12 protein-coding genes are annotated in these 14,542 nt (G+C 69.6%); 3 read left to right on the top strand and 9 right to left on the bottom strand.

Going from position 1 to position 14,542, the window contains the following annotated elements:
* Nucleotides 1-45: 45 nt before the first annotated feature.
* Entirely contained in the window at nt 46-777 is a 732-nt protein-coding gene (locus tag J2S75_RS05450; RefSeq protein ID WP_307018806.1) for a pyrimidine 5'-nucleotidase, read from the bottom strand.
* Between the two features lie 110 nt (nt 778-887).
* The gene (ppdK, locus tag J2S75_RS05445) at nt 888-3,566 is read right to left on the bottom strand and encodes a pyruvate, phosphate dikinase (RefSeq protein WP_307018805.1); all 2,679 of its coding nucleotides are present in this window, start codon (nt 3,564-3,566) and stop codon (nt 888-890) included.
* 291 nt (nt 3,567-3,857) lie between these two features.
* On the opposite strand from ppdK, the gene J2S75_RS05440 reads away from it, so the two are divergent.
* Nucleotides 3,858-4,256, top strand: coding sequence for a DoxX family protein (locus J2S75_RS05440; protein WP_307018804.1), 399 nt, complete (start codon nt 3,858-3,860; stop codon nt 4,254-4,256).
* A gap of 59 nt (nt 4,257-4,315) precedes the next feature.
* Here the strand turns inward: J2S75_RS05440 and J2S75_RS05435 are convergent, their stop codons facing one another.
* From J2S75_RS05435 to J2S75_RS05420, 4 genes are all read right to left on the bottom strand, one after another.
* A complete protein-coding gene (locus J2S75_RS05435) occupies nt 4,316-4,492 on the bottom strand; it encodes a DUF3096 domain-containing protein (RefSeq protein ID WP_307018803.1) in 177 nt (58 codons plus the stop codon).
* Between the two features lie 234 nt (nt 4,493-4,726).
* Nucleotides 4,727-6,790 (bottom strand): glycine--tRNA ligase subunit beta, encoded by a 2,064-nt coding sequence (gene glyS / locus J2S75_RS05430; RefSeq protein ID WP_307018802.1) that lies wholly within the window; start codon nt 6,788-6,790, stop codon nt 4,727-4,729.
* Nucleotides 6,791-6,897: 107 nt separating this feature from the next.
* Nucleotides 6,898-8,202 carry an MFS transporter gene (locus tag J2S75_RS05425; protein WP_307018801.1) on the bottom strand — a complete coding sequence of 435 codons (1,305 nt, stop codon included), beginning with the start codon at nt 8,200-8,202 and terminating at the stop codon, nt 6,898-6,900.
* Nucleotides 8,203-8,238: 36 nt separating this feature from the next.
* A complete protein-coding gene (locus tag J2S75_RS05420) occupies nt 8,239-9,183 on the bottom strand; it encodes a glycine--tRNA ligase subunit alpha (RefSeq protein WP_307018800.1) in 945 nt (314 codons plus the stop codon).
* A 281-nt stretch (nt 9,184-9,464) separates the two neighbouring features.
* Here J2S75_RS05420 and xseA point away from each other — a divergent pair, with 281 nt between their 5' ends.
* Together xseA and J2S75_RS05410 are read left to right on the top strand one after the other, a co-directional pair.
* Nucleotides 9,465-11,078, top strand: coding sequence for an exodeoxyribonuclease VII large subunit (gene xseA, locus J2S75_RS05415; RefSeq protein WP_307018799.1), 1,614 nt, complete (start codon nt 9,465-9,467; stop codon nt 11,076-11,078).
* A gap of 96 nt (nt 11,079-11,174) precedes the next feature.
* On the top strand, nt 11,175-11,399 hold the full coding sequence (locus J2S75_RS05410; RefSeq protein ID WP_307018798.1) for a DUF2093 domain-containing protein: 225 nt from the start codon (nt 11,175-11,177) through the stop codon (nt 11,397-11,399).
* Nucleotides 11,400-11,405: 6 nt separating this feature from the next.
* Here the strand turns inward: J2S75_RS05410 and lpxK are convergent, their stop codons facing one another.
* The 3 genes from lpxK to J2S75_RS05395 are packed head-to-tail and all read right to left on the bottom strand — an operon-like array spanning nt 11,406 to nt 14,478.
* The gene (gene lpxK, locus J2S75_RS05405; protein WP_307018797.1) at nt 11,406-12,425 is read right to left on the bottom strand and encodes a tetraacyldisaccharide 4'-kinase; all 1,020 of its coding nucleotides are present in this window, start codon (nt 12,423-12,425) and stop codon (nt 11,406-11,408) included.
* 4 nt (nt 12,426-12,429) lie between these two features.
* Entirely contained in the window at nt 12,430-13,725 is a 1,296-nt protein-coding gene (locus J2S75_RS05400; protein ID WP_307018796.1) for a 3-deoxy-D-manno-octulosonic acid transferase, read from the bottom strand.
* Between the two features lie 6 nt (nt 13,726-13,731).
* Nucleotides 13,732-14,478, bottom strand: coding sequence for a lysophospholipid acyltransferase family protein (locus J2S75_RS05395; RefSeq protein WP_307018795.1), 747 nt, complete (start codon nt 14,476-14,478; stop codon nt 13,732-13,734).
* Nucleotides 14,479-14,542: the final 64 nt, after the last annotated feature.

Here is a 14,542-nt window from a genome sequence, read left to right as displayed (position 1 = left end):
GGTCTTGTCCGGTCGCGCGGCGCTTCTGTCAACGGCCGAGTCGCCTCAGGCGCTGCGCAGACCGTTCAGGAACGCGGTCAGGTCGTCGGTCACCACGTCGATATGGTCGCCATCGCGGCCCTCATGTTCCCACGCCTCGCGGTCGGCGGGGTTCACGGCGAGGCCCGGCGGCACCACCAGCACCGTGCGCATGCCGAGCTGCGCCGGCACTTCCAGGTTACGCGCGAGGTCCTCGAACATGGCGGCGCGGGTCGGGTCCACGTCGAAGCGGGTGAGGAATCCCCGATAGGCGATCTCGTGCGGCTTGGGGTGGAATTCCGAGGAGACGATGTCGTGCACATCGGCGAAATGCTCGGAAATGCCGAGCTTGGCCAGAATCTGCTCGGCATGGCCGCGCGAGCCATTGGTGTAGACCAGCTTGCGCCCCGGCAGCGCGCCGAGCGCCTCGCCCAGCGCGGGCGCCGCCTCCAGGCTGGTCAGGTCGATGGCGTGGACTGCGCTGAGAAAGTCGTCCGGGTCCATGCCGTGCTCGATCATCAGCCCGCGCAGCGAGGTGCCGTATTTCCGATAATAGCCCTTCTGCAGCGCGAAGGCCTCGTCCAGCGTCAGGCCGAGGAAGTTGGCGATATAGGCGCGCATCTTCATGTCGATCTGCCGCCACAGGTCGAGCCCGGGCGGATAGAGCGTGTTGTCGAGATCGAACACCCAGGTGTCGACATGGGAGAAGTCGACAGGGGCGGCGGTGAGCGCGGAAGGGGAAGACAGGGAAGCGGACATGCGGCTGTTCTAGCCGAAACGGTCCCGGCCGTCATGCCCGTGCCGGCAGCGTGGGATGATGGGCCCCCCTGACGGGGAGAAGCGGGGCGGCAGGCGCCGCCCCGATCCATTCACGCCTGGCTGGCGGCCTTGGTCTTCAGCGCCGCCTGGGCGGCGGCGAGACGGGCGATCGGCACGCGGAAGGGCGAGCAGGACACATAGTCGAGCCCCACTTCCTCGCAGAAGGCGACCGAGGCGGGGTCTCCGCCATGCTCGCCGCAAATGCCCAGCTTGAGCTTCGGGCGCACCGCGCGGCCGCGCTCGGTGGCGATCCTCACCAGCTCGCCCACGCCCTCGGTGTCGATGGACACGAAGGGGTCCACCTCGAAAATACCCTTGGCGATGTAGGTGCCCAGGAACGTGCCGGCATCGTCGCGCGAGATGCCATAGGTGGTCTGGGTGAGGTCGTTGGTGCCGTAGGAGAAGAACTCCGCCGTCTCCGCGATCTCGCCCGCCTTCAGCGCCGCGCGCGGCAGCTCGATCATGGTGCCGACCTGGTACTCCAGCGTGGTGCCGGTCTCGGCCTCCACGCGCTTGGCCACCGTGTCGATGTCGTGCTTGACGAGGTCGAATTCGCGCTTGCCGGTGATGAGCGGCACCATGATTTCCGGCACCACCGGCTTGCCCGTGGTCTTCTGCGCCGCCACCGCTGCCTCGAAAATGGCGCGCGCCTGCATCTCGGCGATTTCCGGGAAGGCGATGGCGAGGCGGCAGCCACGGAAGCCGAGCATCGGGTTGAACTCGTCGAACTCCCGCTTGCGGGCGGCAAGCTTGGCCGCGCTGACCCCGAGGCCCTGCGCCACCTCGGCGATGTCCGCCTCGGTGTGGGGCAAAAATTCGTGCAGCGGCGGATCGAGCAGACGGATGGTGACCGGCAGCCCGTCCATGATCTCGAACAGCTCCTGGAAGTCCGAGCGCTGGGCGGCGAGCAGCTTGGCCAGGGCGGCGCGGCGGCCCTTCTCGTCATCGGCGAGGATCATTTCGCGCACGGAACGGATGCGGTCGCCCTCGAAGAACATGTGCTCGGTGCGCGAGAGGCCGATGCCCTCGGCGCCGAAATTCTTCGCGGTGCGCGCGTCGAGCGGGGTCTCGGCATTGGCGCGCACCTTGAGGCGGCGCACGCCGTCGGCCCAGCCCATGAGCGTGGCGAACTCGCCGGAGAGTTCCGGCTGCAGCGTCGGCACCGCACCGGCGATGACCTGGCCGGTGGCGCCGTCAATGGTGAGGATGTCGCCCTTCTTCAGCGTCACCCCGCCCGAGGTGAGCGTGCCGGCGGCATAATCGACGCGGATGGTGCCGGCGCCGCAGACGCAGGGCTTGCCCATGCCGCGCGCCACCACGGCGGCGTGCGAGGTCATGCCGCCGCGGGTGGTGAGGATGCCCTGCGCCGCATGCATGCCGTGAATGTCTTCCGGCGAGGTCTCGATGCGGACCAGAATGACCTTGCGGCCTTGAGTCTTCAGCAGCTCCGCCTCGTCGGCGGAGAACACGATCTCGCCCGAGGCGGCGCCGGGCGAGGCCGGCAGGCCCGAGCCGATCACCTTCTTGTCGGCCTTGGGGTCGAGCATCGGGTGGAGAAGCTGGTCGAGCGCGGCGGGATCGACGCGGCCGATCGCTTCCTCGCGGGTGATGACACCGTCATGGGCGAGTTCCACCGCGATGCGCAGCGAGGCCTTGGCGGTGCGCTTGCCCGAGCGGGTCTGCAGCATCCACAGCTTGCCGCGCTCGACAGTGAATTCGAGGTCCTGCATGTCGCGGTAATGGCCTTCGAGCACGCCGGCGATGCGGACGAACTCGGTATAGACCTCCGGCAGCGCCTTCTCCATGGAGGGCTTGTCGGAACCGGCGCCGATGCGCGCGGCCTCGGTGATGTTCTGCGGCGTGCGGATGCCGGCCACCACATCCTCGCCCTGGGCGTTGATGAGGAACTCGCCATAGAGCGCGTTCTCGCCGGTGGAAGGGTTGCGGGTGAAGGCGACGCCGGTGGCGGAGGTCTCGCCCATATTGCCGAACACCATGGCCTGCACGTTCACCGCCGTACCCCAGCTTTCCGGAATCTGGTGCAGGCGGCGATAGACGATGGCGCGCTGGTTCATCCACGAGCCGAACACGGCGCCGATGGCGCCCCAGAGCTGGTCGTGCGGGTCCTGCGGGAAGGGCTTGCCCAGCTCATGCGCCACCAGCGCCTTGTAGCGGGAGACGATTTCCTTCCAGTCCTGCGCCGACAGATCGGTGTCGAGGCTGTAGCCATGATCGCCCTTGAAGCCGTCCAGAACCTCCTCGAAATGATGGTGCGGGAAGTCCAGCACCACATTCGAGTACATCTGGATGAAGCGGCGATAGCTGTCATAGGCAAAGCGCGCATCGCCGGAGGAGGCGGCCAGCGCCTCGACGGTCACATCGTTCAGCCCGAGATTGAGCACCGTGTCCATCATGCCGGGCATGGAGGCGCGCGCGCCCGAGCGCACGGAGACGAGCAAAGGGTTGGCGGGATCGCCGAAGGTGCGGCCGGCAAGCTGACCGACATGGGCCAGCGCGGCGTCGACATCCCCCTTCAGGCTGTCCGGATAGACGTTGCCATGGGCGTAGTAATAGGTGCACACCTCGGTCGAGATGGTGAAGCCGGGAGGCACCGGCAGGCCGAGATTCGACATTTCCGCGAGGTTCGCGCCCTTGCCGCCGAGCAGGTTGCGCATCTCCGCCGCACCCTCTGCCGTCCCGTCGCCGAAGGTGTAGACCCATTTCGTCATTTCGGATGCCCTGTTGGGTGGGGCCACAAAGTCCCCGACGCCGTGATGGAAATTCAGCCCTGGCTGAAATATACGCAACGCCAACGGGTTGAGACCGGCCCCGCAAAAGGTCCCGCGCCTTTTCCCACAAATGGTCTAGCGTCTTGAGGTCTTCCCTTCAATCCATCATTCGCAGTTGCGTCATGAACTTTGTGCCATGCGCCAAAGGTGGGGCGCGCGGGCGATTGCGGGGCGCCTGCGCTTGAGGCAGGGTTCGCCCGCCGGCAACCCCAAGCCCCGAGGGCGACTTCCATGAATGCTACTTTGACGCGACTGGCTCCGCACATTCTCAGCCTGCTGCGCATCGCCGCGGCGCTGCTGCTGCTCCAGCACGGCACCACCAAGGTGCTTGGCTTTCCCGTGACGCAGATGAGCGGCATCAGCCTCACCGCCCTGCCCGGCATTGCCGGCATCATCGAGCTGGTCGGCGGCGCGCTGCTGCTGATCGGGCTGTTCTCGCGCCCGGTCGCCTTCATCCTCTCGGGCATGACGGCGGTGGCCTATTTCCTCGTCCACGCGCCGCAGAGCTTCTTCCCGATCCTCAATGGCGGCGAACTGGCGGCGCTGTACTGCTTCGTGTTCTTCTACCTCACCTTCGCCGGTCCCGGCCCGTGGAGCGTCGACGCGCTGCGCGGCGGCGAGCGGGGCTGAGCGCCCGTCAGCCCTGCCCGGAACGCCGGGCAGGGCCTCATGCGTTCACAGGCTCAGGCTCACAGGCCGAGGCGCTGGCCGATATTGTCGATGCCGCCCGTGCCGAGCAGGCCGACAATGCCGATGAAGATCAGATAGATCGCGACGATGAAGTTGAGCAGGCGCGGCATCACGAGGATGAGGATGCCGGCGATGAGCGCGACGATCGGCTGGATGGCGACGATATTGATGTCCATGGAACGCTCCGCTGGGTGGTAGCGACATAAGCCGCGCCCGGCAGGATGGTTCCGCCCTTGGGTGTGCGCAAGCGGTCCGGCGCCTGAACGCCCGATCGCCGTCATCCCGGCCGCAGGCGAAGCCGGAGAGCCGGGATGGCGATGGTGCGAGGCGCGCGGGAAGGCAAGACACCCCGTCATCCCGGAGACGGCCTTGCGGCCGTTCCGGGATGACGGTGTCAAGGAGCGTGCCGCCTACCCCTCGATACGCTCGAAATCGGCGATGGAGCGGGTGGCGGCGCGGATGTCGGCGAGCAGGCGCAGGCGGTTGACCCGCAGCGCCGGGTCTTCCGCATTCACCGTCACCTTCTCGAAGAAGGCATCGACCGGGGCGCGCAGCTGCGCGATCAGCGCCATGGCGGCCTCGAAATCCTCGCGCACCAGCGCCTGTTCGATCTGCGGCCCGAGCGCGGCGATGGAATCGGCCAGCGCCCGTTCCTCCGGCTCGTGCAGCAGAACCACATCGACGCCGCCCGCGTAAGCGACGCCGTCCTTCTTCTCCTCGATGCGCAGGATATTCGCCGCGCGCTTGGTGCCGGCCAGCAGGTTCTTGCCGTCCTCGGTGGCGAGGAACCGCCCCAACGCCTCGACGCGCTTCACCACGAGGAGGAGGTCATCCTGGCCCGGGAGCGCAAAAACGGCATCGACGAGATCGTGACGGGCACCGGCCTCGCGCAGATGCACCTTCAGCCGGTCGGCGAAGAAGGAGAGGAGGTCGGGCTCAGCGAAATCGCCAAGCTTCACCGTCAGCCCGTTCTCCAGGATAATCCGCACCACGCCCAGCGCCGCCCGGCGCAGCGCGTAGGGGTCCTTGCTTCCCGTAGGCTTCTCGTCGATGGCCCAGAATCCGGTGAGCGTATCGAGCTTGTCGGCCAGCGCCACGGCGACGGAAACGGGCGCGGTCGGCACGCGGTCGGTCGGGCCCTGCGGCTTGTAGTGTTCTTCCGCGGCCAATCCGATTGCCGGATCCAGCTTTTCCAAATCCGCGTAGTAACGGCCCATCAGCCCCTGCACTTCGGGGAATTCGCCGACCACTTCCGTGCGCAGGTCGCTCTTGGCGTAGAGCGCGGCCTGCTCGGCCAGCTCCGGGTCGGCGCCCGCCAGCGGCGCCAGCGTCTTCGCCAGCGCGGCGATGCGGCGGATGCGCTCCAGCTGCGAGCCGAGCTTCTCGTGGAAAGTGACGTTGCCGAACTTCGCCAGCCGGTCTTCCAGCGAGACCGAGGCGTTGGTCTTCTTGTCGGTCTCCCAGAAGAACTTGGCGTCCGACAGACGGGCGCGGATGACGCGCTCATTGCCGGCGATGATCGCCGCGCCGCCATCGCTGGCGGCGAGGTTCGACACCAGGATGAAGCGGTTGGCGAGGCGCCCGGTGGCGGGGTCCTTCAACACGAAGCATTTCTGGTTGGCGCGGATGGTGGCGCGCACCACCTCGTCCGGCACGTCGAGAAAGGCCGGGTCGAACGAGCCCATGAGCACGACGGGCCATTCCACCAGGCCGGAAATCTCGTCCAGCAGGCCGGCATCCTCCACCAGCTCCAGCCCCTGCGCGAGGGCGAGGTCCTTGGCGTCGTTGAGGATGATGTCCTTGCGCCGCTCGCGATCGACCACCACGAAGGCGGCCTCCAGCTTGGCCATCCAGTCTTCCAGCCGGCGCACGCGGATCGTGCCGTCGGAAAGGAAGCGGTGGCCGCGCGTGGTGTCGCCCGAGCGGAGGCCGTCGACCTCGAAGGCGACCACTTCCGGCTCCTCGGTCTCGGGGCCGAAGGTGCACAGGATCGACTGCAGCGGCCGCACCCAGCGCAGCGCGTTCGGGCTGGTGGAGCCCTTGCCCCAGCGCATGGACTTCGGCCAGGGGAAGGCGCGGATGACGGCGGGCACGATCTCGGCCACCACGTCCGGCGTCGGCCGGCCATGTTTGTGAAGGCGGGCGACGTAGAACTCACCCTTCTTCGGGTCGCTCTCGATGCTAGCCTGATCGATGGAGGTAAGCCCGGCGGCTTTCAGGAAGCCGTCGATGGCGCCCTGCGGCGCGCCGACGCGCGGGCCCTTGCGCTCCTCATGCGTGTCGGGCTGCTGCGCGGGCAGGCCGTGCACGGCCAGCGCCAGCCGGCGCGGAGTGACGAACGCCTTGGCGCCCTCATAGACGAGGCCGCGCTCGACCAGCGCATCGGTGACGAGCTTGCGCAGGCTCTCCGCCGCGCCGGCCTGCATGCGGGCGGGGATTTCTTCGCAGAACAGTTCGAGCAGGAGATCGGGCATGGCGCTGCGTCACGTCGGCTGGCGGGCGGCACCTTGCGGCGCGCGCCGTTGCGGGAAGGTCGGCCGACGCCCTAGCACGTCGCGCCCGGCGAGGGGAGGCGTCTCGTTCAGGAAAGCGCCCGGCCACGGGTTTCCCGCATCGTCAGCGCGGCGATGAGCGAGACTGCCGCCACCGCGATGAGATAGACGGCCGGGCCCATGTCGAACTGCTCGCGGTTCACCAGATACACCGCCACCATCGGCGCGGTGCCGCCGGCGAGGCCGAGGGCGAGATTGTAGCTCAGCGACAGCGCGCTGCACCGCGTCGCCGGGCGGAACATCTCCACCAGCACGCAGGGCATCGGCCCGGCATAGGCGGCGACCAGCATGGCGAAACCAAGCTGTCCCACAAGCGCCGCGCCGGCATCGCCCGAATCGAGCAGGCGGAACAGCGGCCAGGACAACAGGATGAGCCCGACCAGCCCGCCGCACACCACCGGCTTGCGGCCCACGCGATCGGACAGAGCGGCGAAAACCGGCGCCAGCCCCAGCACGGCGATCATGCTGATGGTGTTGATCTGCAGCGAGACGCGCTCCGTGAGCCCGTCCACCTGCTGCATATAGGTCGTGAGGTAGACGAACAGCATGTAGAAGCCGACACCCAAGGTGAGGTTCAGCACCGCCGCGCGGATCATCTCCCGCCCGTCCGAACGCAGGGCCTCGATCAGCGGCAGCCGGCCGGGCCGGTGCGCCCGCGCCGGCGGCTCATTCCCATGCGCGGACGAGCCGCGCAGATAGAGCGTGAAGCCGCCGAGCAGGATGCCGAGCAGGAAGGGGATGCGCCAGCCCCAGGCGATGAGGTCGTCCGTGCTCATCAATGTCGCGGTGGCCGCGCCCACCATGGAGCCGAGCAGCGTGCCGCCCGAGGCGCCGCAGCCGGCGAAGGAGGCGATGAGGCCGCGCCGGCGCAGAGCCGCGTTCTCAGCGAGGAAGATCGCCGAGGTGGTGTATTCGCCGCCGATGGAAAGCCCCTGCAGCAGCCGCAGCAGCAGGAGCAGCAGCGGCGCCGCCGCGCCGATGGCGGCATAGGTCGGCAGCAGGCCGATGGCGACGGTGGAGACCGTCATCATCGCGGCGGAAATGAACAGCGCGTGGCGCCGGCCATAGCGGTCGCCGATATGGCCGAAGACCATGCCACCGACCGGGCGCATGACGAAGGAGGCGGCGAACACGCCAAAGGCCGCGATCAGCCCGACAAAGGCGTCGCTGTCGGGGAAGAAATTCTTCGCGAAAATGGCGGCGAGAAAGCCATAGGCGGCGAAATCATACCATTCCAGCGCATTGCCCAGCGCGCCGGCCAGCAGCGCGCGCCGCCCGGCCGGGACTTCAGCCGGAAGGCTGCCACCGGGCAACGCGACGTCGAGGCTGGACATGGGCGTCGCTCCGCGCGGGAGATGGACGGGGGAGGATCAGACCGCCGGTGTGCCGCCCGCCGCTGTGGCCAGCCAGGCCGCCCCACAGGCTTTGGCGAGTTCGCGCACGCGCAGAATGTAGCTCTGGCGCTCGGTGACGGAGATCACGCCGCGCGCGTCGAGCAGGTTGAACACATGGCTGGCCTTGATGCACTGGTCATAGGCCGGCTGCGCCATCAAATGGCGGCTCTTGCTGCCGTCTTCCCAGCCCGCTTCGAGGTATTTCGCCGCCGCGCTCTCGGCCATGCGGAACTGCTCGAACAGCATGTCGGTGTCGGCATGCTCGAAATTGTGCCGGGAATATTCCTCTTCCGCCTGCAGGAACACGTCGCCATAGGTGACCTTCTCGTCACCCTCGCGGCCGTTGAAATTGAGGTCGTAGACGTTCTCGACCCCCTGCACATACATGGCGAGGCGTTCCAGCCCATAGGTCAGCTCGCCCGCGACGGGGGCGCATTCAAAGCCGGCCACCTGCTGGAAATAGGTGAACTGCGAGACTTCCATCCCGTCGCACCAGCACTCCCAGCCGAGCCCCCAGGCGCCGAGCGTCGGGCTTTCCCAGTCGTCCTCGACGAAGCGCACATCGTGCAGCTTGAGATCGATGCCGATGGCCGACAGCGAGGCAAGGTAGAGGTCCTGCAGATCGGCGGGCGAGGGCTTCAGGATCACCTGATACTGGTAATAGTGCTGCAGCCGGTTGGGGTTCTTGCCGTAGCGCCCATCCTTGGGCCGGCGCGAGGGCTGCACATAGGCCGCCTTCCACGGCAGCGGCCCCAGCGCGCGCAGCGTGGTGGCGGGGTGGAAGGTGCCGGCGCCGACTTCCATGTCATAGGGCTGCAGCACGACGCAGCCCTTGTCCGCCCAGAAGGCATGGAGCGCGAGGATGAGCCCCTGGAACGACTTGTCGGGGCGCATATGCGGCGGCAGAGCGGGATCGATCATGGATAAGCCGGCGGTTGGCTGGAAAAGGCGGCGCAACCTAGGCCGGGGAAGGGCGGGGATCAAGGTGGCGATGCCTGCGTGGCACCAAGGCAGGTGCGCTGCATCCTGCGCGCCGTCATCCTGAGGTGCCCGGCCCATGGCCGGGCCTCGAAGGATGTCCGTTCGGTGCGCCCCATCACCATCCTTCGAGGCTCGCTGTGCTCGCACCTCAGGATGACGGCGCCGATGGGTGACCGGCCCGCCCGGTTTCCGCCCCGCTCAAAACCCATTATCACTCCCCCATGCCCGACAGCCTCGCCGAATCGCCTGTCTCCAACGCCGCCGACTGGACCGTCTCGGAACTCTCCGGCGCGCTGAAGCGCACGGTGGAGGATTCCTTCGGCCATGTGCGGGTGCGCGGGGAAATCTCCGGCTATCGCGGGCCGCATTCCTCCGGCCACGCCTATTTCAGCCTGAAGGACCAGAACGCCCGGCTCGACGCCGTCGTGTGGAAGGGCAATTTCGGCCGGCTGAAGCTGCGGCCGGAGGAAGGGCTGGAAGTGGTCGCCATCGGCCGCATCACCACCTTTCCCGGCAAATCCTCCTACCAGATCGTCATCGAGCAGCTCGAATTCGCCGGTGCCGGCGCCATCATGGCGATGCTGGAGGAGCGCAAGCGCCGCCTCGGGGCCGAGGGCCTGTTCGCGCCCGAGCGCAAGCGCCGCCCGCCCTTCCTCCCGCGCGTCATCGGCGTCGTCACCTCGCCCACCGGGGCGGTGATCCGCGACATTCTCCACCGGCTGAACGACCGCTTCCCCCGCCATGTGCTGGTGTGGCCGGTGCGGGTGCAGGGCGACACCTGCGGCGCCGAGGTGAGCGCCGCCATTCGCGGCTTCAACGCGCTCGCCCCCGGCGGGCCGATTCCCCGCCCGGACGTGCTCATCGTCGCGCGCGGCGGCGGCTCGCTGGAAGATCTGCTCGGCTTTTCCGAGGAGAGCGTGGTGCGCGCGGCGGCGGAGAGCTCCATTCCGCTGATTTCCGCCGTCGGGCATGAAACCGATGTGACGCTGATCGACTTCGCCGCCGATCTGCGCGCCCCCACCCCGACCGCCGCCGCCGAGATGGCGGTGCCGGTGCGCGCCGATCTCCTCGCCGAAGTCGCCGGGCTGCATGCGCGGCTGCGCGCCTGCTTCGCCCGCGGGTCGGAGCGGCGCCGGACCGATCTGCGCGCGCTCGCCCGCCTCTTGCCCAGCGCCGATGCGGTGCTCGCCGTGCCGCGCCAGCGCCTCGACCTTGCCGGCCAGCGCCTGCCGCGCGCGCTCAAGGCCAATGCCGGCGCGCACCGGCTCGGCCTCACCCGCGTCGAAGGCCGGCTCACGCCGCAGCTGCTCGCCGTTGCCCTCGCCCGGCGGCGCGAGCGGGCCGGCGACCTCGCGGCCCGGCTGCCGCGCGGGCTGACGGCGAACACGGCCCGCCACCGGCTGCGCCTCACCCGCGACGAATCGCGCCTGCGCCTCATCGCCCAGGCGCTGCGCGACCGCCGCGAGCGGGGTCGCGACCGGCTGGACACGCTCTTTACCCGCCTCCAGCGCTGCCGGCGCCAGCAGGCGGCAGAACGCGCGGGGCGGCTCGACGCCGTCGCCAAGCTGCTCACCGCCCTCTCCTATAAGGGCGTGCTCGCGCGCGGTTATGCCCTCGTGCGCGACGCCTCCGGCGCGCCGGTGCACGCGGCGGCGGGCATCGGCGCGGGCGACGCGCTGGAAATCGAATTCCGCGACGGCCGCGTGGCGGTGACCGCCACCGGCGCCGGGCCGGAGGCCCCGCCCTCCCCCGCCCGCCCGGGGCGCAAGCCGGCGAAGACGCGGCCCGCGCCCTTGCCGGAGCCGCCGCGCCAACCCACCTTGTTCGACAGCTGAAGCCCGTCGCGCCGCGAGGGGATCGCACCGGGCTTGCCCGATACCGTGCCGGGTCTTTATTGTCGCGCCAAACCAACCGACAGGAGGAGCGGGACCATGAACCGCTTCGAACGATTCTCCGCCTCGGGTGAAGCCGAAGTGCGTTATCTCGACGGCGACTTCCGTGTCGTGCGTCCCGGCACCTTCGTACGCTGCGCCGTCACCGGCGAAGCCATTCCGCTCGACGAGCTGCGCTATTGGAGCGTGGATCTGCAGGAAGCCTATGCCACGCCGGAAGCGGTGCTGGCGCGGCTGCATCCGGACCGGGTCAAGCCCCGCTGAGCCGGCTCACGGCTCGCGCGGGCCGGCCTCCAGCCCGCCCAGCATGCGCTCCAGCGCCCGCGCGCTCTGCGGCTCCAGCGCCATGCGCACCGGCAGCACGTCCGACACCTCGATGAGGGGCTGGCCGACCTCGCTGCCGGCGAGGCGCATCGCGTCCTTTTCCGTGGTGACGAGCAGAAGGTCGAGCTTCTCCGCCTCGGCGCGCAATTCCTCGACCTCGGCCGCCGTGTAGACATGGTGGTCGGGGAAGGCCCGCGTCACGACCGGCAGCACGCCGAGCGTGCGCAATGTCTCGAAGAATTTGGCGGGACGGCCGATACCGGCATAGGCGAGCACCCGCTTGCCGAACAGCCGCGCCACCGCCTGCGCCTCCGGCGCCAGCCGGCCGCGCAGAACCACGGCGCCCGCCGCATAGCCGTCGCGGGCGGCGCGTTCGCCGGGCGCGCCTTCGCCGATGACCAGCAGCGCCTGCGCCTGCTCCAGCTGCGGGGCGAGCGGGGCGCGCAGCGGCCCGGCCGGCAGGCACAGCCCGTTGCCGATGCCCACCCCGGCATCGATGACGAGGATGGAGAGCGATTTCGCCAGCGCCGGGCTCTGGAAGCCGTCATCCATGATGAGCACGTCCGCCCCGGCCTGCGCCGCCGCCTGCGCGCCGGCGAGCCGGTCGCGGGCGACGAAGGTGGGCGCGGCGCGGGCCAGCAGCAGCGGCTCGTCGCCCACATCCTCCGCGCTGTGCAGCAGCGGATCGACCCGCACCGGGCCCTTCAGCCGGCCGCCATAGCCGCGGGTCAGCACCGCCGGCTTATGGCCGTGCAGAGCGAGGCGGCGGGCGATCTCGATCACGGTGGGCGTCTTGCCGGCGCCGCCGACCGTGGGGTTGCCGACGCAGATCACCGGCAGGCCGACCCCGGTTCCCGGCCGGCGCAGCCGCGCCAGCGTCACCCCGCCCACCAGCGCGCCGAGCGGCGCCAGCAGCTTGGCCAGCCAGCTCTGTTCCCGTCGCCACCAGAAATGCGGTGCCTGCATGGCTTCAGTGCCTCTCCAGCTGGATCTGCACCAGATAGGGGTCGATGGCGGCGAGCGTGCGCTCCAGCGCGCCGCCAAAACTGTCCACCGTGGCCTGCCCGGCCGCGATCATCGTCGCACGGAAAGCGGGATCGGCCAGCAGCCGATAGGCCGCAGCGGCCAGCGTGCGGCCATCGGTGACGGCGAGCGCGCCGCCGGCCTCGTCGAGCCCGTCGTAGAGCGCGTTGAAATTGGTCACATGCGGGCCGTGCAGGATCGCCGTGTCGAGCTTGATCGGCTCGATCGGGTTCTGCCCGCCCCGGCGTACCAGCGAGCCGCCGAGCAGCGCCACCGGGCCGAGCCGGTAGAACAGGCCGAGCTCGCCGATCGTGTCGGCGACATAGATCGCGGTGCCCCTGTCGGGCTGGTAGCCGTCGCTGCGCAGCACCGCCGGGCAGCCGGCGGCGGTCGCCAGCTGCACCACCGCCGTGCCGCGCTCGGGATGGCGCGGGGCGAGAATGGTGAGCAGGTTCGGCAGCTCCTTGGCCAGGCGCTGATGCGCCTCGATGACGATCTCCTCCTCGCCGGGGTGGGTGGAGGCGGCGACGAAGACGATGCGCCCGGCGGTCGCCAGCCGCAGCGTGTCGAAGGCGGCGATGTCGACGGGAGGCGGCGGCGCGTCGAATTTGAGATTGCCGGTCACGGTGACGCGCGGCGCGCCGAGCTGCTTCAGCCGCGCCCCATCATCGGGCCCCTGCGCCAGGCATAGATCGACCCGCGACAGCAGCGCCGCGACGCTGCCCGGCACCCGGCCCCAGCTGGCGAAGGAGGAGGGCGACATCCGCGCATTGACCAGCACCAGCGGCGTCGCGCGGGCATTCACCTCCAGAATGAGGTTCGGCCACAGCTCGGATTCCACCAGCAGCACCAGATCCGGCCGCCAGTGCTTGAGGAAGCGGCGCAGGAACAGCGGCGAATCGAGCGGCACGAACTGGTGCGGCACGTCGGGCGGCAGCCGCGCCAGGGCAAGGCGCGCCGAGGTGACGGTGCCCGAGGTGAACAGCACGCGGAAGCCGCGCGCCCGCAGACGCTCGATCAGCGGCAGCACGGCGATCATCTCGCCGACACTGGCGCCATGCACCCACACCAGCGGCCCGCGCGGGCGGGCGGCGCTGGCGCGGCCGTAGCGCTCGGTGAGACGGGCGCCGTCCTCCTTGCCCCGCTTCAGCCGGCGCGCCAGCAGCAGGCGGACGAAAGGCGTCGCCAGCCAGGTCGCCGCCCGGTAGCAGCGGACGAGAAAGGGGGAGCGGGGGCTGGCCATGGCGCGCTAGCCGTTGCGCGCCGGCGCGGGGGCGGGCTCCAACGGCGCGGACTGTGAAGGTGCGGTTTCCGGGGACGCGGCGGCCCGTGCAGCGGCTTTGCGGGCGAGCGCCCGCGCCTCCTCGGGCCGGCCGACGAGTTCCTCGGCGCGGGCGGTGGCGACCTCCAGCTGGCGCTGCAGCTCGCGCCGCGCCGCTTCCAGCTCCTCCGGCCCGGCATCGGTCGGCACACGCACGCCGTCGCCGGCGACCACGGCGGCACGGCCGAAGGGCAGATGGATCGCCGACTTGTCCCAGGAACGGGCGATGATGCGCCGCGATGTGGCGATGGCGACGGGATAGATGGGGCGGCCCGAATGCTTGGCGATGGTGACGACGCCGAGGCCGGCGACGCGCGAGATCTTCGGCACATCCGCCGTCATCGCGACATTGGTGCCCTCGCTGAGATGGCGGATCATCTCCAGCGTGGCGTTGAAGCCGCCCTTGGTGCGGAAATCGCGCCCCTGCGCCCCCGAGCCGCGCACCGCGCCGATGCCCAGCGCCTCGGCGGCGATGGCGTTCACATCCGCATCCGCGCTGCGCGAGATCATCACCTTGGCGCGGTGATAGGGCCGCACCAGAAAGGGGGTGAGGAAATGCTGGCCATGCCAGAAGGTGAGGATCATCGGCAGTTGGGCGTCGGCCAGCTCATAGAGATTGGCCGGCTCCATCACCACGCGCTGGGTGCGCCAGACGAAACGCAGATAGGACGCCATGCTCCGCCCGAGAACGGTGCGGACCGTCGGTGAGGTGCGCAGTCGACGCCACATGCCAGAGGGC

This window comes from Ancylobacter polymorphus, from assembly GCF_030813495.1.
Taxonomy (GTDB): domain Bacteria; phylum Pseudomonadota; class Alphaproteobacteria; order Rhizobiales; family Xanthobacteraceae; genus Ancylobacter; species Ancylobacter polymorphus.
Note: the sequence above shows the minus strand (reverse complement) of the source record. Positions and strands in the feature narration are given on the sequence as shown.